The following is a 23,932-nucleotide window of genomic DNA, read 5'->3' as shown; positions in this document are numbered from 1 at the left end:
ATAAAACCTATTATTAAATAACAGTGAATACGGCGTAAATATTCACTGTTACCTCCTACGCCACTTGCACCAGATACTGCCACATAGCCGCGCCGTTATTTATAATATGTAATAGCATGGGCAATATCAGCGAGCCTGATTTGATACGCGCATAGCAAAATATCAATGCCAGCACCACGATGGTACTGATCTCATAAATACCATATTGCAAATGAATGACCGCAAATATTAAACTGGTCACCAGACTTGCTACGATTGCCCCGCGATACTCTGTATCAGATGACGCAGCAAATTGCTCTGCAAGCGCCGACCACAATATACCTCGAAATATGAGCTCTTCATAAATGGGCGCGACGATGACCATCGCAAAAACAAGTAACCATACTGAGCTGACAGACTGATATAAAGGGTCTACAAACGCCAGCGGTGATTTATCAAGCAAATACGTCAATGCCTGACTGCCAATCATAAATATCAACAGCAGCCCTATCATGCCCATACCAACCGCCAATGAGAACGGTGTTAATGCTAAATACTGCTTTAAATTGCCCCCTCTCATGCGAATAATTAACGAACTGATTGCCACTAATAGCACGCAGCCTATCATGATAGAAATACTGACAACCGTCCCATCATTGCTGCCAAAAAAGAAAATATCGCCTACCGTTGCGCTTTCGGCAGTTGGTAATATCAGTTTGCCGGCGATGTAAATCCCAATCAATTGACTGATAAAAAAAACAACCACCATGCCTACAATAAGCAGCAAAGTACCTAAGCGTGTGAATAAAGGCTGAGAGGATATGACAACTGTATTGTTTTCAGCGGCGCGCTTATTTGGCATTCGCATTGACATAATAGGTTCACTCGAAACGGTACTAAAGCATTGCTTAAAAACTGCTCAAAAGGACAGTCTGTTTAGCGTCAGAAAATTGATTGAAAACAAAGACTGTCATTATTTGGCAAATAACTGTTTTTCAATTAATGCTAATACCTGTTGAGACACAGACTCTGGATGCTCAAGTGGAAACATATGACCGCCCGCATGAGTGATATAAGGAATGCGTAAGCGCGACTTTATTTGTTGGGGGAATCGACGTTTTAAAAATATACTGTCCTCACCGATAATCAAGGTAACTGGCACTTTAGGGGCACGATTTGGGGTCAACCAATACCAAGAAGGATTAGTACGAAAGACGGCAACTTCACTGGCTTTTGGAATCGCCAAGGTCACTTTACCATCGGCACGCTTATGCAGACCATGCTCAATATAACCTTGAAAACTGCGCTCAGTAAAGTTTTTAAAAAAGCCTTTATGTCGTAGCTTATCATACGCATCTTCTCGGCTGTCCCAAACGTCACGACGATGCTTAGATACGCCAGCTGGCGATAGCTTATCCATCAATCGATTATTCATCAGTGGCAATCGGTCTACTGTCTTGGCAAGATGCCATAGCAAGCTGACTTTGCCATAAATCCATGGTGGATCCATGAGTACTGCTTGCGAAAAGTACTCGGGTGCACGGTACAACGCTTGCAATGTACACATGGCGCCAAGCGAATGCCCAACGGCTATGACTTGCTTAACGCCATGTTTTTTACAGGTATCTTTGACGCTATTGACAATCTGCTGCGTGAGACTGCGCCATTGGTTATCGACTGGATAATCAGGCGTATCACCAAGCATCGAGATATATTCAATGGTGAAAAATTCAGCCAACTTTTCAAAAAATGGCTCATACACAGGACTCGGCATCCCGTTGGCATGAGCAAAATGAATAACGGGTTTTTGGGTTATTGTCGATATAGGTAAGGACGCAAAAGACTGCAAATTGACTTCACTCATGACACATTCTCATTAGTTTGTATTTATGGTGTTAAATGCTAAATAGCGACATATAAATAAGGCTGAGCGTAATCATACGCTCAGCCTTAACAATCATACACGGTAACTCTAAAAATTAAAGTCAATTAACGCATCTGCGCGTTGCCTTCTTCTTGTGGCAAGAGATCAAGATTAATGCTTGAACCCACACCTGCGCCCAATTTGACGGCAAAGCGATCCATAAACAATTGGAACGGATCACTCGGCGTATAATTGACCACGTTATTTAGCTTAAGCTGCTTCTCTAAGCTTGAGATACTGCCTTTCTTATCAGCCAAGCCAAGCTCAATAGATTGCTCTCCTGTCCAAAATAGTCCTGAAAACAGCTTATTTTGTTCAGGATTTTTTAGACGATCACCACGACCTTCTTTTACAGCATTGATAAAATGCTTATGAGTATTGTCCAACACTTTTTCGACATGCTGTTCTTCATAATCCGTTAATGGACGTGACAGACTCAAGATATCTTTATACTCACCCGCCGTAATGGTGCGATCTTCTACACCAACCTTATCCATTAAGCCTTTTACATTGTAGCTTGGCATAATAACGCCAATCGAACCAACGAGGCTTGATGGGTTGACATAAATCTCATCAGCCGCTGATGCAATATAATACGCGCCTGAAGCGCCCATATCGCCAATCACCGCATAAAGCTTTTTATCCGGATATTGTTTACGTAAATCCATCATGGTTTGCCAGATTTCATCCGACTGTACTGGCGAGCCACCCGGTGAGTTGATATCTAGAGCTACTGCCTTTGAGTTACTATTTTCAAAGGCGCGTGTTAGCGCATCATTGACGTCATAAGCGTTGGCGACATCACCACTGCTAATAGTTCCTTGAATCTCAACCACTGCTAAATGTGGCTTATTGGTGTCGATACCGTCAAGAGCAGTTGGTGCTTCAGTGCTGCAACTACGACCAATCGTCAAAAATATCAATAGAATATAGCCGAAGGTCAATAGCTTAAAGAAGATACTCCAGCGACGGGCACGGCGTTGCTCAACCACGCTGGCTAATAAAGTATTTTCAATCAGTCGCCATTCTTGCCCGCTCGGCTGGTTTGATTGCTGCATCGGCGCTGGCTGATTTGCCGAATTATCAGGACGTTTGTTAGGGTCTGGCGGCCAGTTGGGCATATAATTTCCTAAGTCAGAAACAATGTAAAACGATAAAAGACAGATTATATAAACTTACTACCGAAAAATTCGATATGCTTACTGTTTAATTTTTCTGTATGAATAGGTTATTAAGTATGGTGCCATTTTACTCATGGTTCAATAGCGTCTCTGTGAAATACCTATATTTTATAAATGTGATATCACAAATATAGTTGAAATACTTTAAAGTCGCTACCGTATTGCTGGTGTAAATTTTTTGCAGCCTCTGTCTGCGTAGGCACAGCAAGCAAGAAAAATTTGCACCAGCAATACGTGTTGTATCGATATTACTTTTCACCGACTATAAAATATTAGGGCGCATTAATACTATCCACAATACTATTAACATTTAATATTGGGGCAGTTATTAATCGCCCTCTCTGATTAGCGCATCAGAAGATAAAGCCACTTCTAACGGTTTATTATCGTAGGTGGTTACCTCATCTATTTGTTGTTGGCTGATTACCTCACTCGATATATGCGAGGTGCTGTGACCCAACCATGTCGTACGATTCATTGTTATATTGCTATTGGTTGACTCAACCGAGCAGAGCAACGACCACATTTGCCAAGCTCGCTCATGCGTATCTGCATTCAAAATTAGGCGTGATTGCGACGTATTTGCTTGGTCAATCGGTTGTTGGCTGTTTGACGTGAGTGTTTGTGAAGTGACGGGTAATGACTTGAGAGGATCGTTTGCTTGATACTTGAGCACCCTTATAGGTTTGCTGCTATCAATAGCAATTGTACAATCCCAAACACTGGCATCATCTATCTTGCTCCAGCCTGTGATTGCTTGCAGCGTTAAGTGACCATTTGGCAGCTGCCATATTTTACCGGATTCGCAGCGTTGGGCACTGATGGTCGCAGTCTTTTGAGAATCCGTAGTGATTTTATAAGCTTGCTGCAGCGCAGACCAACGCTCACTACGCCCTGCTTGCCAGTATTGGCTCACAGGCAATCGCTGACTGAGCTGAGCGACCACCATGGGTAAAATCTCTGAATCATTAGGGTTCACTGCGCCGCTCGTCTTATCATAAACGCGTGAATCAGTCACGCCACTACTACTGCTTTGTACTACGATGCCCTCTAGCTTATTGACTGCTAAGCTACCCAATTGCTGCTTTAATGTGGCAGAGAATTTATCTGCCGTCAGGTTGCTGGGCGTGGTCTTGGTGCTACTTGGTCTATGATCCGTCAAGAACAGCCAGCTACTGTTTTTGGCATCCTTGTCACTTAAAACAGGATACTGTAATAAAGTGGCACTTATATATTGATCGCCGGTTGGCAATATATATAAGGTGGGTGTCTTAGTCAGTGACTGCTGATTGGCATATACCGTCATTACCAAAAGGCTGAGCGGTGGTAATACTAGCCAGCGGCTGATCAGACCGCGGGGAAGCAACCAAGGTAAGATGGCTAATAATGCCATGAGCAAAATAGCAGCATTGACAGGGGTATAAAGCCACGCATCTGACAGCACAGGCATTGCCGTTAGCCATGATATTAGTTCGTGTAAGTTAGTTACAATCGCAGTGACTAATGTCCAAATAATATTGGCTATAGCCGGCAATATAAGATAGCAAAGCCCAGCCAATAAATTCAGCGGTACAATAATCCAACCAAATAAGCCAATGGCAAAGAGATTGACGACCAATCCCCATAATGATGCTTTGCCAAATAGCAACAAAGTCACAGGCAGTAGAGCGAGGAATAGCCAACACTGCAACTTAAATAAGCGCTTAAAGTTTAGCCATAGATGTCTGAGTAATTTATGATGGGAAGTAGAGGGTTGGTTTGATTCTAATGGCTGCTTTTGTGAGGTATCTTCATATTTAAGCAATAACGCCACGGCAATAAAGGACAGCCAATAACCTGCTTGCCATAATACATAAGGATCATGCCACGCCATCAACACTGCCAAGGCAAATAATATGCGCATGGTACTGACGGGCAATAAAGTCAGCCTTGTTAGACCGATTGCCAATAACATCCATGCGGTACGTGCAGCAGGCACATCAAACCCTGTAAATAATGCATAGATAAAAGCGGCGCTAATCATCAGCCACCAACGTACGTGCCAACGCGGAATATAGCGATATAGGGCTGGATACAGACGATTAATGAATAGTATGACTATGCCAGCCAGCACTATTGCTAAAAACAAAACATGCGTACCCGATATTGCCAATAAGTGTGAAATTCCAGCCAGCTGATATAAATCTTTGGTTTCACGATTAACTAAACTGCGATCGCCTGTCAGCAAGCTTAACGTGACCGCTTTTGCTTGTTGCCCTGCAGCAGTATTTGCTACCCAATTTTGATAAAAGTGCTGACGTAACTGCCAACGCCCTTTGTCAATAGCAGTACGCAAACGCGTTAAATAAGAATCAGAAGCTAGTGAATGTGACTGTGGATGACTGGATGGCAAAATCGAGCTACTGGTAGCAAGTATATTGGCAACACCATCAATATGCCGACCACGTAACCAGCGATAACTATCAAACCCTGATGGATTATTCAGTGCTTGCTTAGAAGTAGCAAGCGGTGCAAGCGTCAAGGTCATAAATAACCTATCACCCGGCTGCAAATGATTTAAGTCAGCAATCTGATTTTGTTTTTCTGATTTTTCGGATTTTTTCTTAGAGCCAGTCTTAGATGACTGTTTAGCTGGCTTTTTTGGATAAGCGTTGAGTAGTACGCGGTATACGTTACCTTGGACAGCACTTTCAGCTAGTGTGTCTTGATGTGAAGATTGAGAGTTTGAAAATTCATATTTAACATTATTACTGCTTAGGCTATTATTTATTTCTGCCCAATACTCCGTTGCAACTTTATCTAAGTCTTGCGCTGTCAGCTCAGAAACCAATGGCGATATTTGACTGATGGTCGCAACTTGCCGATAGCCCGTATCAATACCGGCATCATACACACTATCGCTTATTCCCTCTATATGAACCAAAGCCTGAATACGCATAGGCTCAGTTATTTTTTGAGTGTCTGCTTGTTGGTGACTCATCAGTGCTTGTAGACCACTACCGATAATCAGAGCAATTGCCAGTAAAGCGATTAATACGAAAGAGAGAACGCGACAAGCATACGTAGAGTGATGAGACACACTTTTTACAGGGTTGATAGTATTAGCTGCCGGTATACTAAACTGGCTAACCACCATCAAAATAAGGGTAAGAAACACAAGCGAGAAAGTCAGAACAGGAGTGCTAGCGCTATCCATAAATAGTGAAACGATTGGCATCGACGTACTATCAGCAACGGCCAAAACGCCCATCATAGCAATGATGATAAAGCTACCTATTAACCAATACACCAGCGCTCCTTGCTTGATATAGTCGGTGAAAAGTAATATCGATACAACACGTACTACTGGTGCAAATTTTTCTTGCTTGCTGTGCCTACGCAGACAGAGGCTGCAAAAAATTTACACCAGCAATACGGTAGCGACTTTAAAGTATTTCAACTATATTTGAAATGATAAATAGCGTTCACTAAAAAATTGCGATATGCTTTTTACATTACCTTGTCGCTAAATACTGCCACATCAAGCCATGGTATTTATCCTGATATTATCCTATACTAATTACACACACCAGGATGGTGATTACCTAACGTTCTTTTTGCGTTTTTCTGATAGAATTCTTATCTATATTTTTATCAATAACATGACTGCCTACCAAGCTATTATTATGATTGAGCGGGCGGCGGACAATGAGTAAAGGCAATTCTGTGCCAAAAAAACGTCTAAAAGACCTATTACCTACCCCCGAAAAAGTGTTAGAAAGTCGCACATTAAAACTGTTTGCGCCGCAACTTTCTGACCCGCGCTTGTGGCATTTTAATCGCCATAGCTTAAATAAAGCCGTCTATATCGGTGTGCTGAGTGCCTTTTTTCCCTTGCCGGGACAGATGTTGTTGGCATTGATTGGTGCACTTATTTTTCGTGCCAATGTTCCTATGGCACTTGGTTTGACATGGATTACCAATCCGCTCACTACCCTACCTGTATTTTACACCGGTTACTATATCGGTGCCAAAATCCTCGATCTGCCGATGATTAGCTTGCGCACTATTGGCAGGATGATCTCTGACTTAAGTTTATGGATCATATCTAACGGTGCCAATCCCTTTATTACTTATAAAGGCACCGTGTCCTTAACTGCATTTTGCTTAGGTCTGACTATCTTAGCCATTATCACAAGCATCGTATGCGGCTTAGGGTTTAAAACTATCTGGCGTTATAAGGCTGTCACCAGTTGGCAAAAAAGGCAGCTTAGCTCTTCAAATAAGCCGCCCAAACTTTAATCAAGACTATTAATCATCGTCTTTATTGTCTTCAATAGCATTAAGAATATTGTCAGTCAGCTTATTATCCATCACAAAAACTTCAACCACCTCTTCGTTTTTGAGCAATACATAACGCTTACCTGTCGCACTGTCTTGAGCCTTTAAATCAAAATCAACACCTGCCAAAGTAATATGATCGAAAATGGGCGTCAGTAAATCTATTTGCTCCTGTTTATCGAGCGTATCAAATAACGCAGTATCCATATAAGATTTTAATGGCTCATCGCCTTCTTCAATGCTGCCAAAAGCGGCAATCGGGTCGTCATCTTTATCCATTATATTCATCCTCATTCAATAAACAGGCTGCTATTTTGCAGCCTGTTTTCTTTTATATTTTAATAATTTTCCCAATGACCATTGCGTAATAACAGCTGACGATCAGCAAGCGCTGCTAGATTGCGATCATGGGTGACCATCAATAGTGCTGTTTGCATGGTGCTTTGTAGCTCTGATAATAATCCAAACACGCTTTGCGCATTGTCATAATCTAGGTTACCCGTTGGCTCATCTGCCAAAATAAGCGACGGCTTAGTGACCAAAGCACGCGCAATCGCCACACGCTGACGCTCACCACCTGACAGCTCACCAGGTCTATGTGCCAAACGATGCTCAAGACCAACACTGTTTAAAATATCGATGGCTTGTTGACGCGCTTCAGCCGTCGATACTTCTGAGCGCATCAATAATGGCATGGCAACGTTTTCAACGGCAGTAAATTCAGCCAACAGATGATGGAACTGATAAATAAATCCCAAATGCTTATTACGCATCGCACCGCGTTCGGTCTCATTCATACTGTTTAATAACTGACCATGCAACCAAACCTCACCACTGGTTGGCGTATCAAGCCCACCAAGCAGATGAAGCAAGGTACTCTTTCCTGACCCACTGGTGCCAACGATAGCAATACGCTCACCGGCATTGACAGTCAAATCCAAACCAGTCAAAACTTGGGTACTCACGGCGCCTTCATCGTATATCTTATTAATATTGGTCGCTTTTAAGATAGCAGACATAATGCTTCCTTTATTTTATTTATCACGGCATTGACGCCTATAAATTACTCGTAACGCAGCGTTTGTGCAGGCTGAATTTTAGCCGCTCGGCGTGCTGGATAAACGGTTGCCAAAAAGCTCAACACAAATGACGCACTGGTAATCAGTACCACATCTACCAAACGTAGCTGCGATGGCAAATAGTTCACAAAATAGGCATCAAATAAATTTAGATCAAAGCTTTGATTGATAAAGCCTAAAATATCACTGACCGTCAATGCAAATATCACGCCCAATATCGTCCCTGCAATCGTACCAATAAAACCGATGACCACACCTTGCACCATGAAGACTTGAGTAATCAGACGCGGTGAGGCACCAAAGGTTTTTAAAATAGCAATATCCGCTTTTTTATCAGTCACCAACATGACCAAACTTGAGACAATATTAAAAGCTGCCACGAGTATGATTAAGAACAGCAGCAATCCTACCATGGCTTTTTCCATTTGGATGGCACCAAATAAGTTGCCATGCGTTTGGGTCCAATCACTAGGATATAATTGCTCAGGCGCTATCGCAGCCGCTTTTTGCGCCGCCATTGGCGCTGTAAAGATATCATTAAGCTTCATACGGATACCTTGCGCGCCCTCTGGTAAACGTAATAGCTTGGCGGCGTCGCCCATTGGAATAAATGCCATGAGACTGTCGACTTCTGGACTGATAGAGAATATACCGGTCAAGGTAAAGCGCTTAAAGCGTGGTATCACGCCAGCAGGTGAGGGCGACGCTTCTGGCAGCACTAGAGTGACTTTGTCGCCCAATTGCAGTCCTAGTGATTGCACCATACCTTCACCAAGCACAATACCAAACTCGCCATTTTTTAGCGTATCAATATTGCCTTCCACCATATGCTCATTGATGATTGAAACGTTTTTCTCATACTCAGGATCAACACCTGTCACCATGATACCGGCTACCTGACCATTTGACGTCAACATACCTTGCAACTGGATAAAAGGCGCAACCGCAACCACTTCTGGATCTTCTTTAATTTTGTCCGCGAGTTGTTTCCAATCACCGATAATCTCGGTTGATGTGACGGTCGCTTGCGGCACCATACCCAAAATACGAGTCTTTAGCTCACGATCAAAGCCGTTCATGACCGACAGCACCGTAATCAATACCGCCACGCCAAGCGTCAGACCAATCATTGAGATCAGCGATATAAAAGAGATAAAACCATTACTACGTTCTGCTCGGGTGTACCGTAAGCCGATAAATAACGCTAAAGGACGAAACATATTCAAACTCTTTATCTTATCTACGTGCGACTTTATGTAGGTTACAAAACAAATAGCGGCAATTGCATCACACTTTTGCAGCTGCCACAAAAACATATCAATCGAACACAAAAACAGGGGGTAAGACAAGCAAAATGCGGCTGTCATAAAGGGAGTTAGTTTGACACAATTTGGCTAACAGGTGCCAGTCATTACCGAAAACTGCCCAAATTTTATAATAAAAAATGGGATTTTATTATTATTTTTTATGAGAGACTTGCTATTCTCTGTGTCTATACCTATATATTGTATGCTAAGGACAATTATCATTAACCCCTAATTGTTGTTTGTTGCCTCTTTACTGACGGCATTGCTGACCATCATAAACCCCTCTTTTAAAACGGTAAATGGTACTCAGCGATCACAGTTTCAGACCCAAACCTCATTGCCGACTTAAGTTTGAGTATCTTCATGACTATTAATTATCAATATAAAAACATCCAGTCTCCTACCAAAATCATCTTAACTGATGAACAATCAGCTGGTCACGGCGACCATTGGCGTATTCTGACTGATGACATGAGTCATGATGTACCTGAATGGTTACAAAAGATGATTGAACAAGCAGCAATGCCTAAAGGACTTAATACCAGTGTCAGTGCCAAAGACAGCTGTTTATTGCTATCTGAGAACCAGCCTTGTCATATCAATCAAGTACTGGCGATGAAGAATGGCAAGCCTGAATGCTTTATCAATGCTTACCCTTGTGTCGATAGCCCATACGGATTAAGCTGTAAAATTGAGCGTATGATTGTCAATGACAACTCGCACGATGCGGTATTACGCTTACGCACCACTGATGGCAGCATCATCTACGCTTTTGATCAGTTATATACTGCCAATCGTCATATATATCAACGTGATACAGCCTATTTTGTTAACTTTAGCGCATGGGCACATGAGATTAAGCTTAGTGAACAAAATGAGGTCATTAAGGTAGAAGATCAAGACGCGATACGCTACCACCGTGCTTTCAATGATATCGTCGCGGCAAACGATGGAAAAATGCCGGATGACTTACAAGAACAAATCAAAGCATGGCAGCCAGAAACCAAAGAACAAATGGCACCAGTTGAGATTAATTTGGGTCATATGTGTGCCTACCTGTTTGGGGATACGTTAGGACAAGAAGACGAAGCCTGGTGTCAAGGTCAAGTGCTTGGCAAGCAAGAAACCTTATTTAATGGCAAGACGATTATTCTGTTTGATGTGGTGGTACTGCGTGAGCAAGATGCTGACCCGTTCGTGATGCGTATTGGTGCGCTTAAAACACCAGATACCGCCTCTATTAACGTTCATGATTATGTGCAAGCGAACGTTTGGCTACAAGCAGCTATTTATAAAGAAAACCAGCAAGTAGCACAGTCAAAAGCAAGCTAGTGAGAATTAGTTTATTTCATACAAATAAAAAGCCCCATAAGTTGTGTTCAACTTATGGGGTGTCTGTTCAGATTAGGGGCTTTTTATTTGTATAAAATACGATTAAGGCGATAACAACCTTAAGCCATCGTAGTCATTGATTTGATGCGGCTATAAAGCTCTTTTTGCTCAGTACTTGGACGAGCCGTCTGTACCGCCATCAACTGTGACATGTCGCCCTCGACACGAATTTTACCACCCATAAAGGCACCCATGATTTCATTGGTATCGAAATCAGTGATGATGGATTGTAAGATACTGCGGTCAAGCAATAATGTTGTCGTCGCTGCATCGTTTAAGCCGCGATGCAATAAACCGTTTGCAAAGTTTGCTTCGATGTCTTGCTCAGCGTCAGATACTTTTAGATTAACGATCATATTCGCAAGTGCTGGTGGTAAATTAAGCTCACCGGCTTCTTGACCCATTTTCTCAACTTGCTCAAACCACTCATCTGTCAAAAAAACTGCCATATTATTATCCTTAATGCCTATTATTGTTGATCAGTGCTAGGTCAGCACCTTTCGTGCTCCAACCTAACAGCCAGTTAAATGATAAAAAAACTTACTACTACAAGGTGATTATTTTATATAATAAGCACTTTATTATCGATACTGCTCAGTTGCATTATAAGATGCGAATTTATAATAAGTAAAACCTATTTGTAGAGCAAATACTACAATTGTTACAAAACCTTTTTAATAATTTGTTTGTACAAACTTGTTAATACTATCTTTTTTCATCTATAGAATAGTCGTGAAATTGGGTATAAAATAAGTGGATAACGCAGCAGTAATAAGTTACTTGCTAAAATTTTTACCAAAGAGTTTGTATTTTGGCGCATAGTTCTGATGATATTTGATTAGGTTTGCGTTACAATACCCTTAAACAGAGTCGGGAGTTTTAACTAAACATTACGTAAATATGTTTTTTTGTCAGCTATCGCTAGCATACATTGACGGTCGATACCTTCTTATCACCGGTTGAACATTAGTATCTATCTTGGTTTGTACGGCTTTTAGCGGTGACAATTAAGATAAATACTCCGGCTCAATAGATGTTTGATGCTCGAGAACGGCACATTTTCTTATTAAATCTGACAATATATTAACAATCCTACTATGCAACCAGCTGTGCTTGCAGTGCGTTTTAGTACTGCTTTCTACCCATCAGCAATCACTGATATCTAGACCATGCTTAGCTTGATAGTTAATACCGTCAGCCTAATAAGACGAGTGAAAAACAGCATTTACCAAAGCCATTGTCTGGTTATGATAGTTATCATGATCCAGATGACGCGGCGTGTTAGTTAATTCTGTTGATAATTCGGGCTGTAAAGGAATCATCCAATGAGTTTACAAAACACAGCACTCACCCCCATTGACCGTGAGTACGAAATCACTATCGTACGATTTTTTACGATCATGGCCATAGTATGGGGCATAATCGGCATGAGCCTTGGTGTGTTCATTGCTTCAGAGTTGGTTTGGCCAGCTCTCAACGCTGACATTCCATGGATAACATTTAGTCGTTTAAGACCACTGCACACCAATGCAGTTATTTTTGCGTTCGGTGGCTCAGCCTTGTTCGCAACGTCTTATTACATCGTTCAGCGTACCTGTAAAACAAGATTATTTGCGCCATATCTGGCTTGGTTTACCTTTTGGGGGTGGCAGGCAGTGATCGTATCTGCCGTGATTACCCTTCCACTAGGTTTAACCTCGACCAAAGAATATGCTGAGCTTGAATGGCCGATCGATATTCTGATTGCCTTGGTATGGATCTCTTATGCTATTGTTTTCTTCGGCACGCTCATTAAACGTAAAACCTCTCATATCTACGTGGCTAACTGGTTCTTTGCTGCCTTCATTATTACGATTGCACTACTGCATATTGTAAACAGTATGGCGATTCCTGTTAGTGCATTTAAGTCTTACTCGCTATTTGGCGGTGCAACCGATGCCATGGTGCAATGGTGGTACGGGCATAATGCGGTAGGCTTCTATTTGACCGCTGCCTTCTTAGGCATGATGTATTACTTTGTGCCAGTACAGATTGGTCGCCCTATTTACTCTTACCGTTTGTCTATCGTTCACTTTTGGGCATTGATTGCTTCATATATGTGGGCTGGTGGTCACCATTTGCATTATTCAGCGCTTCCAGATTGGACGCAGTCTTTAGCAATGGTGTTCTCAATCATTCTATTCGCACCGTCTTGGGGTGGTATGATTAACGGTGTACTAACGCTATCAGGTAGTTGGGATAAACTGCGTACGGATCCTATCATTCGCTTTATGATTGTGGCATTGTCGTTCTATGCGATGTCAACGTTCGAAGGCCCAATGATGGCTATTAAGACGGTCAATGCCCTATCGCATAACACCGACTGGACAGTAGGTCACGTACACTCAGGTGCGCTTGGCTGGGTGGGTATGATTACTATTGGTTCGCTATACGTACTGTTACCGCGTATTTATAATAAGCCAAAAATGTATTCTATTAGCCTTATCACCACGCATTTCTGGCTAGCAACAGCGGGTACTATCTTCTATATCGTATCTATGTGGATTTCAGGTATTGGCCAAGGCATGATGTGGCTTGCGACTAACCCTGATGGTACTTTGATATACAGCTTTGTTGATACCGTTGAGTTCTCGCATTTCCCATATATGGGTCGTGCGTTTGGTGGTCTTCTCTATGTATCTGGTATGTTTGTGATGGCTTATAATGTCTATAAAACAATCAAGATGCCAGAAGGTAAGCCAGTAGATATTGCTGATCCGACTGATCATGAACCTAGTGTCGATCAAATCTCGACAGCTAAAGTATAAGGAGCGATCATGGCTGGTACACCGCATGAAATTATTGAAAAAAATACAGGCTTGTTGGTCATCGGTATCGTTATCGCTATTAGCTTTGCAACGCTCGTTGAGATTGTACCGCTGATATACGATTATAAAGGTGCTGAAGAAGGTGGTGTGAACACTCCCCTACCTTCTATGGAGCCTTGGACTGCACTTGAATTTGAAGGTCGTGACATCTACATTCGTGAAGGTTGTCACGTCTGCCATACCCAAATGGTGCGTCCATTACGTGCCGAAGTTGAACGTTATGGACCATACTCACGTGCTGCTGAATCAACGTGGGATCACCCTTTTCTTTGGGGCTCGAAACGTACTGGTCCTGATTTAGCACGTGTTGGTGGACGCTATTCTGAAGATTGGCAAAGACAACATCTGATTGATCCACGTTCATTAGTACCTGAGTCAGTCATGCCTGGTTTCCCATGGCTTGCGACCAATGAAGTTAATGGCTCTAATGTTCAAGCCAAAATGCGTCTATTCCGTGATCGCTTCGGTGTGCCTTATACTGAAGAAGATATCGAAGGCGCTCCAGATGCTGTGCTTGGTGCTACTGAGCTTGATGCCTTGGTTGCCTACCTACAGCAGTTAGGTACCGCAATGGAAGGACAGCGCTAATGGGTATTGGTGAATTACAAACCATTGCGACCGTTTCTGCCTTTATTGCCTTCGTAGGTGTTGCATGGTGGGCGTATTCGCCAAAAAACAAAAAACGCTTCGACGAAGATGCACAACTTGCGCTTGATGATGAGGATATAAAATCTCTGTCTGACGAGCAGCACGATAAGGATAAATGATGACATTCTTTTGGAGTTCTTGGATAACTATACTAAGTATCATGTGTTGGGCGTCTATCCTCGGTATTTTACTAATGGTATTGAAATACAAACCAGAAGTAGAAGACGACGGTACCACAGGGCATGAATATGATGGTATCCGAGAATATGATAAAGCGCTGCCTAAATGGTGGCTAGTAATATTTTTTGGATCAATCATTTGGGGTGTTGCTTACTGGGTGTTCTTTCCAGGTATTTTTCCATCAAAATGGGAAGGCATCACAACGGTAGAAGTCGATGGCAAAACTTTGCCATGGACCTCTCACAATGAGCTAAACAGTGAGCTTGAAAGCAATAACAAAGTATTTACGGATAACTTTGAGAAAAACATTTTGGCGAAAGCAGATGCCAGCGGTGCCACTAAGACCCTAGCAACGCTATCTGAGATGCAAGCTACTATGCGTCGCAGTGAAGCGCCACCTGCAGATCTGCAATCTCAGATTGATGAAAAAATTGCAGAACTATCGCCTTATGTAGAAAAGCTATCTGAAAATCCAAATGCGTTAAAAGTCGGTAGTCGCTTGTTCTTACAGAACTGTGCGGTCTGTCATGGCTCAAACGCTAAAGGTGCTACAGGTTATCCAAATCTAACCGATAATGATTGGTTATATGGCGGCGAAGCGTCAAACATCTTGACGACGTTACATAACGGTCGAGTCGGCGGTATGGCTGCATGGCGTGATAAACTTGGTGAAGATGGTATTCGTGCTGTTTCTGAATATGTGTTGTCACTATCTGGTAACCAACCCGGTTATGAGCTTGATAAAGCCAAAGTCGCGCAAGGTGAAGCTATCTTTAAAGAACCTACCAACTGTGTGCTTTGTCATGGTCCAGATGGTAAAGGTATGCTTTCAGCTGGTGCGCCGAACTTAACGGATAATATCTGGTTATATGGTGGCGATCGCGAGACTATTCGAGAAACTTTACGTTATGGTCGTGCAGGTGTAATGCCTGAGTGGGAAACCAAGCTAGGTAATGAGCGTATTATGTTACTTGCTGCCTACGTATATTCGTTATCAGATAGAACTGCTCAACCTGCTGCTATGCCAAAACAAGTGGCAAGTACAGAGAAGACTGTTAACTAATACGGTTAGCACTTTCAGTTAACTGCGGTTACTTGATCAGCAGCCATCTCATTGATGAGTAGATTTATATAAAGGGAGGTCTGTCATTACAGTCCTCCCTTTTTTTAAAATTAAATATGATATTTTTGAAAATTAAAGTCATATCGATATTTAGTGAGCTCAGGCAAACATTTAAAGTACATTGTCAAAAGCTCGAACATTCCATTGAAAATATTTAAGCTTTATCATCAATTATGGCTTTTAGCAGGACTACGATTTATAGCGTAATAGCCCTCATATAGATGTTGCTTTTTAGCACTCTCACCCCATTTATAGTAGGGAGAATGTTAAAATAGTTAAACCATAAAACATTGGTGACAGAGCCATTTCAGCTTTTTTGCCAATTATTGATAATTCCTCATTTATAGTAGGCGAGTTAGTAGCGTTTTAATTTTGATATCTCTCTCTACTTACTGACATTGATAACACCGCACATCCACCTATCTTATTTTTATAATAGATGTTTGTTACCCATGCCAGCAGACTGATTCTTTTTTTAAAGAGGCACGTTTATGTCAGCACCACAATCCAATAAAATCCCTGTACAGCAAGTAGATCTTGATGCCACAAAGCATCGTGTCCATCCACGATTTGTGACTGGTTTTTATCAAAACATTCGTGTTATTACGATGTATGCACTTTTGGCAGCGTTTTTGCTGTTGCCGTGGTTGCGTTACAATGGACGACAAGCTATTTGGTTGGATGTGCCATCGCAGCATTATTATATTTTTGGCATGACATTTTTGACGCAGGATTTTTATTTTATTGCGGCCTTTGCTATCATTGCAGCCTTCACCTTATTTATGGTGACAGTATATGCAGGGCGGGTTTGGTGTGGCTATGCTTGTCCTCAAACAATTTGGACTCACTTATTTCAATATGTAGAAAAATGGGTGATTGGCGATCGCAATAAACGCATCAAGTTTGACAAAGAGCCGATGAGTGCAACCAAAGTGTTTAAACGCTTTTTGATATATTTTATTTGGTTTGTGTTTTCTATGATTACCGCCACGACCTTTGTAAGTTATGTATCGGGTACAGATGCTCTATACAATAGCTGGCAGATGATTGGTTTTATCCCCTTCCCTGATTGGGCGACGTGGATTTGGGTGTCAATATTTATCTTTGCGTTTTCGACCTATGTCAATGCAGGTTATATGCGCGAGCAGATGTGTATCCAAATCTGTCCTTATGGTCGCTTTCAAAGCGTGATGTTTGATAAAGATACATTGGTTGTCTCATATGATTATGAGCGCGGCGAGCCTCGCGGTGCTCGCAAAAAAGGCACCAACCCTGAGAACTTAGGCGACTGTATCGAGTGCCAAATGTGTGTACAGGTCTGCCCTACTGGGATTGATATTCGTGATGGATTACAAGTTGCTTGTATTCAGTGCGCCGCCTGTGTCGATGCTTGTAATGAGATTATGGATAAAGTGGGCTATCCACGCGGACTTATCCGCTATACAACAGAGCGTCAACTGGCTGAAAAAGAGAAAAGCCGTGTCTTTCGCCCCCGTTTCTTTGCTTACTTAATACTTTTAACCATACTTTGTGGTGGTGTCTTATACGCTTTAAATGACCGTGTGCCATTAGAGATTGATATACGCCGTGACCGCAATCAGCTGTCTTCATTGAATCAGCAAGGCATGATTGAAAACAGTTATATCGTTAAGCTGACCAATAAAACCCAAGATGCCCATACTTACAAAATAACGCTAGCGCCGCAAGAGGGCTTGAGCTTAGAAATTCGCTTTAAAGATGTGCCGTTAGATGCCGGTGAAAGCTTTGATATGCCAGTTAGTATCTATGGCGACCCTGATGTGATTGAGTTTGGTCAAACACCAGTGACTTTGAATGTCAGTAGTGAAGACGGCAAATATCATGTTAGTAAACAGAATGTTTTTACCACTCAAGGGCAGTGAGTATAAATATTCATTATTAAATGATACCTACCAGTGAGTTAGCGCTTGGTAGCTCACTGGTTATTGAGTTACCTTACCTTGGCAGCCTTTAGCTGTCAGCTTTATCCGTTGATACGGTTACTAGATATCTGATTAATAGGTATGTTATGTCCAGTCCAACCCCAAATTTTAAGCATCAAGACAGCCAGCCATGGTATAAAAACTATATGGTGGTTATCTTTGTCATTGGTATGCCAGCTTTCGTCGTCATTGCTTGCATCTGGTTTGTTTATTACTCTTATCAGATTCGTGATAGCGTGGTACGCGACGACTGGTATATGGATGGTAAAACCCTTTATCATGATGTCTCGCGTGACAAGTTGACATATGATTTAGACCTACATGGGCAAATGCAATTTGCAAATAATGGCGATGTTGTGTTTTATCTGAACTATCCTGAGCAAAGTTTGCAGTCAGGTAAATTGATTAATGGCAGTCCGCTTAACTATCCTGAAACATTGGATTTATCTATATCTCATGCCACTGACATCAAAAAAGACCATGATGTGGTACTAAAGCATTTAGAAGGCAATAAATACAGTGCGCAAGTGGATATCGATCCTCTTAAAGCCAAATATTATTTACAAGTGAGCCATGAAGGTAAAGACGATTGGCGCATGCAGGATGTTGCCAAGTTACCACGCTCAGAGGTTAGCTTTGATCCTCTACCGGTATTTGGTGAAAGTTAAATTCTGCAAAGCATTATTAAAAATGAAAAACCAGCTCATGATAAGTTCATGGCTGGTTTTTTTGTTTAAAAGTCCTAAACGGCATTCAATCATTAAGTCATTAAATCACTGGATTAATCGTTGGGATCTTTTTGGGGGTGTGGCTGCCCTTTTCTGTATCAACAAAGTTTGGATTAAATATCTGCGTTGCGGGCGCGACCGGTAAACCAATCTCAGCCAGACTCTCTATTTGTCCCGCTTGGATATTATCACCTTCAAACAAACGCTCGTTGTCATCACGCTCAAGGCTCAAGGTTTCAAAATCAAACAGCTCTCTATCTGCCAATTGCGAAGGAGCCACATTTTGCATCGCTTTAAAAATAGATGCTAAGCGCTGAGGATGGGCGTCGTCCCATTCACGTAGCATGTCATTAATAATGGCACGTTGCAGATTGGTTTGGCTGCCACATAAGTTACAGGGAATAATTGGGAATTCTTTTAGGCGAGCATATTCAATGATGTCTTTTTCTTCCACATAAGCCAGTGGACGGATAAGCATATTTTGCTTGTCATCACTGAGTAACTTAGGCGGCATCGATTTAAGCGCGCCGCCATGAAACAAGTTTAAAAAGAAAGTCGCTAACATATCGTCGCGATGGTGCCCAAGCGCAATCTTGGTCGCACCGATTTGTTTGGCGAAACCATAAAGTGAGCCACGGCGTAAGCGTGAGCATGCCGAACAATAGGTCTTGCCTTCTGGCACCACGCTTTTGACAATACTATAAGTATCTTTTTCCAGAATATAATGAGCAATGCCCTGCTCGTTTAGATAGGCTGGTAACACCTCTTCAGGATAGCCTGGCTGCTTTTGGTCAAGATTGACGGCGACGATATCAAAATGAATCGGGGCAATACGTTTTAATAACAGCAATATATCGAGCAACGTATAGCTGTCTTTACCACCTGATACGCAGACCATTACCACATCGCCATCTTCAATCATATTGAAATCACGAATCGCCCATGATACTTGACGGCGCAGCTTCTTTTGCAATTTACGAAAGTAAGCCGATTCGGTCAATGATTGAGTGTCAGCCAATATTTTATCCGCTTGCTCATCCATAAAATCATCATTTCTGTCATCGCTATCATCATATAACATCGCCTCGATGGCAGTTGTTTTAGCATGATGATTCACGTCAGTATCGATAGAAGCCTTATCAAACTGAGGCGTGGTTTGTTGTGTAAATAAGGTTGCTGCAGTCATAAGTTACTCAATATCTTGACAAGAATGTCTTTACTTCAAAAGAGGTAATCAATCGATCTATTAAAAAGGCTGCAATAAAAGCTATCTGCATATGGCTAACAATGATGCTTAGTAAAGTAACGCTTCAAACAGTGCTTTAAAACAGCAGCGATTATAACAAAATTTGCTAACAGATTGAAAAGAGGATCTTAAATTATCCTCTTAAATGCAACTATGTATCTAAAGCCTCACTTTTCATTCACAAATGCTAATACTTTATTACCAATTTTCCTAAACTTCATCCTATTACTTACATGATTTTTTAATGCTGCTTTCAAGGTTCTGTAATGGTGGGATTTTTGTTAAAATAGGCGTTTTTCGTCAACCAATAATAGATGCCACTATGACAAATACTGCTCTGCCAACCTCTTCTGCTGATCAAGAAAACGATACCCAATTAAACGAGCTGCATAAAAGCCAAAATGCGGTCGTGCTGTTGTCAGGTGGGCTTGATTCAGTGACTTGTTTATATTGGGCAAAGGCGCGTTATGCTTCAGTAACCGCAGTCAGCTTTGATTATGGTCAACGTCATAATAGTGAGCTTATCGCTGCTAAAGCGATCGCTGAAACCGCAGGGGTCAATCATAGGATTATTGATATCGATATCGCCCAATTGGGTGGCTCATCATTAACAGATCACAGTATGATTGTGCCCGATGGTGATACTGATAAATTCCCAGATAAAAAGCGTGATGAGATTGATAACGACGCCATTCCAAATACCTATGTGCCAGCGCGCAATACTATCTTCTTATCTTATGCCTTGGCAGTCGCTGAAGTGACTGACTCTAACCATATCGTCATTGGTGTAAGCTCAGTCGATTATTCAGGATATCCTGACTGCCGACCTGAATATATTGCCGCTTTCCAGCATATGGCAAACCTTGCCACCAAAGCAGGTGTTACCGGTCATCATTTATCGATTCAAACGCCACTGCAACAGCTATCAAAAGCCAAAACCATCGAGCTTGGTCTGTCTCTTGGCGTCGATTACGGGCAGACGATTTCTTGTTATCAAGCAGATGCCAATGGTTTTGCCTGCGGCGTTTGTGACAGTTGTGCGCTGCGCCGTCAAGGGTTTGCTCAGGCAGGCGTTGCCGACCCTACACATTACCAGTCATGATTGCAGAGATTAATGTCTTAGAATACGAATAGACTGTCTTAAAATAAAGGCGATTAAACATTGGCGCAACATTCGCTTGCATTAACACAGCACGCTGCCGTTGTATTTTAAATACAATAGTTGGTATGGTATGAGCCACTCTATCTGCAACAAGATATGAATGCGCACCAAAATACCAACATTTTAGCAGAAGTGATATTTTATCATTTGTACAAAAACTGAATTATTTATAAAAAATTCAAGTCATCGCTGCTACCCGTAAGAGGATATTTATGAAATTTTTGCCAGTATTACCCCTAGCCCTTGCTGCTCTATTTGCCATGCCACAAGCAAATGCTGTTGATATTAAACAGAATAATATCAATACTTGCGTCAACGGCGCGGTCAAATACAAAGTCGCTGACAAGAGCACTGCAACCAAGCTTTGTGACTGTACCATCGGTGTCCGTAGCAATATGACCATTGGTCAGATGTGGGAGATTGAGAGCTACGCGCAAAGTAAAAAAGACCCATCAAGCCTCTCGTATGTGAAAAAAATGCAAAAAGATTTGCAGCAATGTACCATTGGTTTGGACTTAAAACAGCCACAAAAACCTGCTTAATCCTTAAATTTTTAGATGTCTAAAAGACTGGCAATTGCCAGTCTTTTTTGTTGCTCATCCATAAGTGATGTGTAAAATTGAGGATTTATTTCTACGAATCTGCCTATAATGGGATGACCAATAATAATATAACCCCAATCAAAATAAATAAGGATTTTATGATGGCAAAGCCAACCACAGAAACCATTACCCTACCTGATTTTCCAGTCACCATCGTACGCGAGCTAGACGGTCATTTCATTCATGATGACATCAGCTTAAAAGAGCTAGTAGCCAATACCAGCAAAGGACTTATCCTTTATTTTTATCCAAAAGACAATACCCCTGGCTGCACCACACAAGCGACAGAGTTTACCGCCCATCTTAACGAGTTTGATGACTTAGGCTATGACATCATTGGCGTCTCACGTGATAGCGTTGAATCACATGAAAGCTTTATTACCAAATACAATCTACAGATCCCACTTATCAGTGATGCCGATGAAAAACTTTGCCACCATTTTGATGTGATTAAAGAAAAGAACATGTATGGCAATATTACTCTAGGTCTTGTGCGTTCAGCATTTGTCTTTGATAAAAATGGTACGCTCACTCATGCACAGCGCAACCTTAAAGCAAAGGATTATACTGAGCGTTTATTAACCACGCTTGCGCCTTAGTTTTTTAATAGACCTGACGATAAACCTTAAAACACTCTTTATTTGAGAATACTATGAATAAACAGCCTGATACCGCCTCCGATCCTTCTGCTCCCTTTGATCATAGCACTCATCAAAACGTGACGCGCAAGGTATCTGTTGCGGTCATTGGTGCTGGGACTGCCGGTCAAAACGCTTTTCGTCAAGCAAAAAAATCTGTAGAAGATATCATTATTATTAATGATGGCTTTTGGACAACGACCTGTATTGCGGTGGGTTGTATGCCAAGCAAATTACTCATTGCCGCCGCTGACCGCGCTCATGATGCCAATCATTCTGGTGAATTTGGCATCCATGCCACTGCTCACATAGATGGCAAACAAGTAATGGAACGGGTGCGCGCTGAGCGTGGTCATTTTTCCAGCTACATCGAAAAATACGTCGATAGCTGGTCTGAGGATAGCAAAATAGCGGGACGTGCTTATATTAATAAGCAAGGTCTGATTGAGGTCAATGATGAGTTGATACAAGCAGATAAAATCATTGTCGCTACTGGCAGCTCGACCTTTATTCCAGATGGCTGGGCTGACAAGCTTGGCGACACCATGCTGACCTCAGACACTGTCTTTGAGTTAGTCGACTTGCCAAAATCCATGGCTGTCATTGGTGCAGGTGCCATAGGTTTAGAGCTTGCCCAAGCCTTTACACGTTTGGGTGTAAAGGTAACGGTATTTAATCGCGCCAAACGCGTTGCTGGTTTAAAAGATAATGATATCAATAACAAAGCCATTGACTGCCTAAGTCGCGAGCTGACCATGCACTTGGGGAGTAAAATTACTGATATCGGTCAAAAATTAGATGGAAATATCGATAAAAATATAGATAAAAAGAACATCGCTGCATTTATTGACTATGAAGACAGCGCCGGTAAGGTACAACAATGGCAAGGTGACTATGTACTGGTCGCGACCGGTCGACGCAACAATATAGATACATTGGGTGTTGAAAACCTTGGCGTTGAGCTCGATGATAAAAATCGCCCAAAAAACCTTGATAAAAAAACTGGTAAAATCGGTGATTTAGACGTTTATATTGTAGGTGATGCCAATGCCCATATTCCATTGCTTCATGTAGCAAGCGATGAAGGTTTCAGTGCCGGAAGTATGGTCTGCGGCAACAAAAAAGACGCCTATATTCGTCCGCCTGCAACGCCATTTTCCATCGTCTTTAGTTCACCGCAAATCGTCAATGTCGGTATGTCTTTACCAGATATCGAACAAGATCCAACGCTTGAACACGTGATTGGGAAAGTCAACTTTGACAATCAAGGTCGTAGCCGTGTTATGGGTGTCAACTGTGGTCTATTGCATATTTATGGCTGTGAAAAAACAGACAGAATCTTGGGCGCAAGCATGGTTGGTCCGGATGCAGAATATATCGGTCATATATTGGCAATGGCAATTACCAACGACTTGAGTATCAAAGACATACTCGACACCCCTTTTTATCACCCTACTATTTTAGAGGCTTTGCGTGCTGCCTTGCGTGATGTTCAGGATTTGATGGAAATACCGTATCAATCGCTTGATACCCAACAACACAGCTCTTGAATGAGCATTAAACCACGTTGTTAACATCATATTAGTATAGAGTAA

At 41.9% G+C, this 23,932-nt stretch carries 21 protein-coding genes; 12 read left to right on the top strand and 9 right to left on the bottom strand.

Annotated elements, in window-relative coordinates; all coding sequences use genetic code 11:
• Positions 1-55: 55 nt before the first annotated feature.
• From PSYC_RS04110 to PSYC_RS04095, 4 genes are all read right to left on the bottom strand, one after another.
• On the bottom strand, positions 56-841 hold the full coding sequence (locus tag PSYC_RS04110) for a CPBP family intramembrane glutamic endopeptidase (RefSeq protein WP_264622172.1): 786 nt from the start codon (positions 839-841) through the stop codon (positions 56-58).
• Between the two features lie 111 nt (positions 842-952).
• Positions 953-1,843, bottom strand: a complete 891-nt coding sequence (locus tag PSYC_RS04105) for an alpha/beta fold hydrolase (RefSeq protein ID WP_011280067.1) — start codon at positions 1,841-1,843, stop codon at positions 953-955.
• Positions 1,844-1,968: 125 nt separating this feature from the next.
• Positions 1,969-3,024 (bottom strand): signal peptide peptidase SppA, encoded by a 1,056-nt coding sequence (sppA, locus tag PSYC_RS04100; RefSeq protein WP_011280066.1) that lies wholly within the window; start codon positions 3,022-3,024, stop codon positions 1,969-1,971.
• A 388-nt stretch (positions 3,025-3,412) separates the two neighbouring features.
• Positions 3,413-6,373 (bottom strand): ComEC/Rec2 family competence protein, encoded by a 2,961-nt coding sequence (locus tag PSYC_RS04095; RefSeq protein ID WP_011280065.1) that lies wholly within the window; start codon positions 6,371-6,373, stop codon positions 3,413-3,415.
• A gap of 398 nt (positions 6,374-6,771) precedes the next feature.
• On the opposite strand from PSYC_RS04095, the gene PSYC_RS04090 reads away from it, so the two are divergent.
• Positions 6,772-7,365: a DUF2062 domain-containing protein gene (locus tag PSYC_RS04090; RefSeq protein ID WP_011280064.1), complete on the top strand. Its 594-nt coding sequence runs from the start codon at positions 6,772-6,774 to the stop codon at positions 7,363-7,365.
• 9 nt (positions 7,366-7,374) lie between these two features.
• Here PSYC_RS04090 and PSYC_RS04085 read toward each other — a convergent pair whose 3' ends face one another.
• The 3 genes from PSYC_RS04085 to PSYC_RS04075 are packed head-to-tail and all read right to left on the bottom strand — an operon-like array spanning position 7,375 to position 9,703.
• Complete coding sequence (locus PSYC_RS04085; protein WP_011280063.1) at positions 7,375-7,683, bottom strand: hypothetical protein; 309 nt, start codon at positions 7,681-7,683, stop codon at positions 7,375-7,377.
• Between the two features lie 59 nt (positions 7,684-7,742).
• On the bottom strand, positions 7,743-8,423 hold the full coding sequence (lolD, locus tag PSYC_RS04080; protein WP_011280062.1) for a lipoprotein-releasing ABC transporter ATP-binding protein LolD: 681 nt from the start codon (positions 8,421-8,423) through the stop codon (positions 7,743-7,745).
• Between the two features lie 44 nt (positions 8,424-8,467).
• A complete protein-coding gene (locus tag PSYC_RS04075; protein ID WP_011280061.1) occupies positions 8,468-9,703 on the bottom strand; it encodes a lipoprotein-releasing ABC transporter permease subunit in 1,236 nt (411 codons plus the stop codon).
• Positions 9,704-10,153: 450 nt separating this feature from the next.
• Here PSYC_RS04075 and PSYC_RS04070 point away from each other — a divergent pair, with 450 nt between their 5' ends.
• Positions 10,154-11,122: a hypothetical protein gene (locus PSYC_RS04070; RefSeq protein WP_011280060.1), complete on the top strand. Its 969-nt coding sequence runs from the start codon at positions 10,154-10,156 to the stop codon at positions 11,120-11,122.
• Positions 11,123-11,241: 119 nt separating this feature from the next.
• On the opposite strand, the gene PSYC_RS04065 is transcribed toward PSYC_RS04070, so the two are convergent.
• Positions 11,242-11,631 (bottom strand): hypothetical protein, encoded by a 390-nt coding sequence (locus tag PSYC_RS04065; protein ID WP_011280059.1) that lies wholly within the window; start codon positions 11,629-11,631, stop codon positions 11,242-11,244.
• An 876-nt stretch (positions 11,632-12,507) separates the two neighbouring features.
• On the opposite strand from PSYC_RS04065, the gene ccoN reads away from it, so the two are divergent.
• The 6 genes from ccoN to PSYC_RS04035 all read left to right on the top strand — a co-directional run bounded on the left by ccoN (position 12,508) and on the right by PSYC_RS04035 (position 18,629).
• The gene (gene ccoN / locus PSYC_RS04060; protein ID WP_011280058.1) at positions 12,508-13,989 is read left to right on the top strand and encodes a cytochrome-c oxidase, cbb3-type subunit I; all 1,482 of its coding nucleotides are present in this window, start codon (positions 12,508-12,510) and stop codon (positions 13,987-13,989) included.
• Between the two features lie 9 nt (positions 13,990-13,998).
• On the top strand, positions 13,999-14,637 hold the full coding sequence (gene ccoO, locus PSYC_RS04055; protein ID WP_011280057.1) for a cytochrome-c oxidase, cbb3-type subunit II: 639 nt from the start codon (positions 13,999-14,001) through the stop codon (positions 14,635-14,637).
• A complete protein-coding gene (locus tag PSYC_RS04050) occupies positions 14,637-14,816 on the top strand; it encodes a CcoQ/FixQ family Cbb3-type cytochrome c oxidase assembly chaperone (RefSeq protein WP_011280056.1) in 180 nt (59 codons plus the stop codon). Before ccoO ends, PSYC_RS04050 begins: the two co-directional genes overlap by 1 nt.
• Complete coding sequence (ccoP, locus tag PSYC_RS04045; protein ID WP_011280055.1) at positions 14,816-15,940, top strand: cytochrome-c oxidase, cbb3-type subunit III; 1,125 nt, start codon at positions 14,816-14,818, stop codon at positions 15,938-15,940. The genes PSYC_RS04050 and ccoP overlap by 1 nt, the downstream gene beginning before the upstream one ends.
• Positions 15,941-16,491: 551 nt before the next feature.
• Positions 16,492-17,901 (top strand): cytochrome c oxidase accessory protein CcoG, encoded by a 1,410-nt coding sequence (gene ccoG / locus PSYC_RS04040; protein ID WP_011280054.1) that lies wholly within the window; start codon positions 16,492-16,494, stop codon positions 17,899-17,901.
• A 146-nt stretch (positions 17,902-18,047) separates the two neighbouring features.
• Positions 18,048-18,629 (top strand): FixH family protein, encoded by a 582-nt coding sequence (locus PSYC_RS04035; RefSeq protein ID WP_011280053.1) that lies wholly within the window; start codon positions 18,048-18,050, stop codon positions 18,627-18,629.
• 100 nt (positions 18,630-18,729) lie between these two features.
• On the opposite strand, the gene ttcA is transcribed toward PSYC_RS04035, so the two are convergent.
• Positions 18,730-19,875: a tRNA 2-thiocytidine(32) synthetase TtcA gene (ttcA, locus tag PSYC_RS04030; RefSeq protein ID WP_011280052.1), complete on the bottom strand. Its 1,146-nt coding sequence runs from the start codon at positions 19,873-19,875 to the stop codon at positions 18,730-18,732.
• Positions 19,876-20,257: 382 nt separating this feature from the next.
• Between ttcA and queC the strand changes: the two genes are divergently transcribed.
• The 4 genes from queC to PSYC_RS04010 all read left to right on the top strand — a co-directional run bounded on the left by queC (position 20,258) and on the right by PSYC_RS04010 (position 23,887).
• Positions 20,258-21,037: a 7-cyano-7-deazaguanine synthase QueC gene (queC, locus tag PSYC_RS04025; RefSeq protein WP_041757566.1), complete on the top strand. Its 780-nt coding sequence runs from the start codon at positions 20,258-20,260 to the stop codon at positions 21,035-21,037.
• Between the two features lie 272 nt (positions 21,038-21,309).
• A complete protein-coding gene (locus PSYC_RS04020) occupies positions 21,310-21,639 on the top strand; it encodes a hypothetical protein (RefSeq protein WP_011280050.1) in 330 nt (109 codons plus the stop codon).
• A gap of 158 nt (positions 21,640-21,797) precedes the next feature.
• Positions 21,798-22,298 carry a peroxiredoxin gene (locus PSYC_RS04015; RefSeq protein ID WP_011280049.1) on the top strand — a complete coding sequence of 167 codons (501 nt, stop codon included), beginning with the start codon at positions 21,798-21,800 and terminating at the stop codon, positions 22,296-22,298.
• 53 nt (positions 22,299-22,351) lie between these two features.
• Complete coding sequence (locus PSYC_RS04010) at positions 22,352-23,887, top strand: dihydrolipoyl dehydrogenase (RefSeq protein WP_011280048.1); 1,536 nt, start codon at positions 22,352-22,354, stop codon at positions 23,885-23,887.
• The last annotated feature ends 45 nt before the right edge of the window (positions 23,888-23,932 follow it).

This window comes from Psychrobacter arcticus 273-4, from assembly GCF_000012305.1.
Classification (GTDB): Bacteria; Pseudomonadota; Gammaproteobacteria; order Pseudomonadales; family Moraxellaceae; genus Psychrobacter; species Psychrobacter arcticus.
This window is presented reverse-complemented; position numbering and strand designations above follow the sequence as displayed.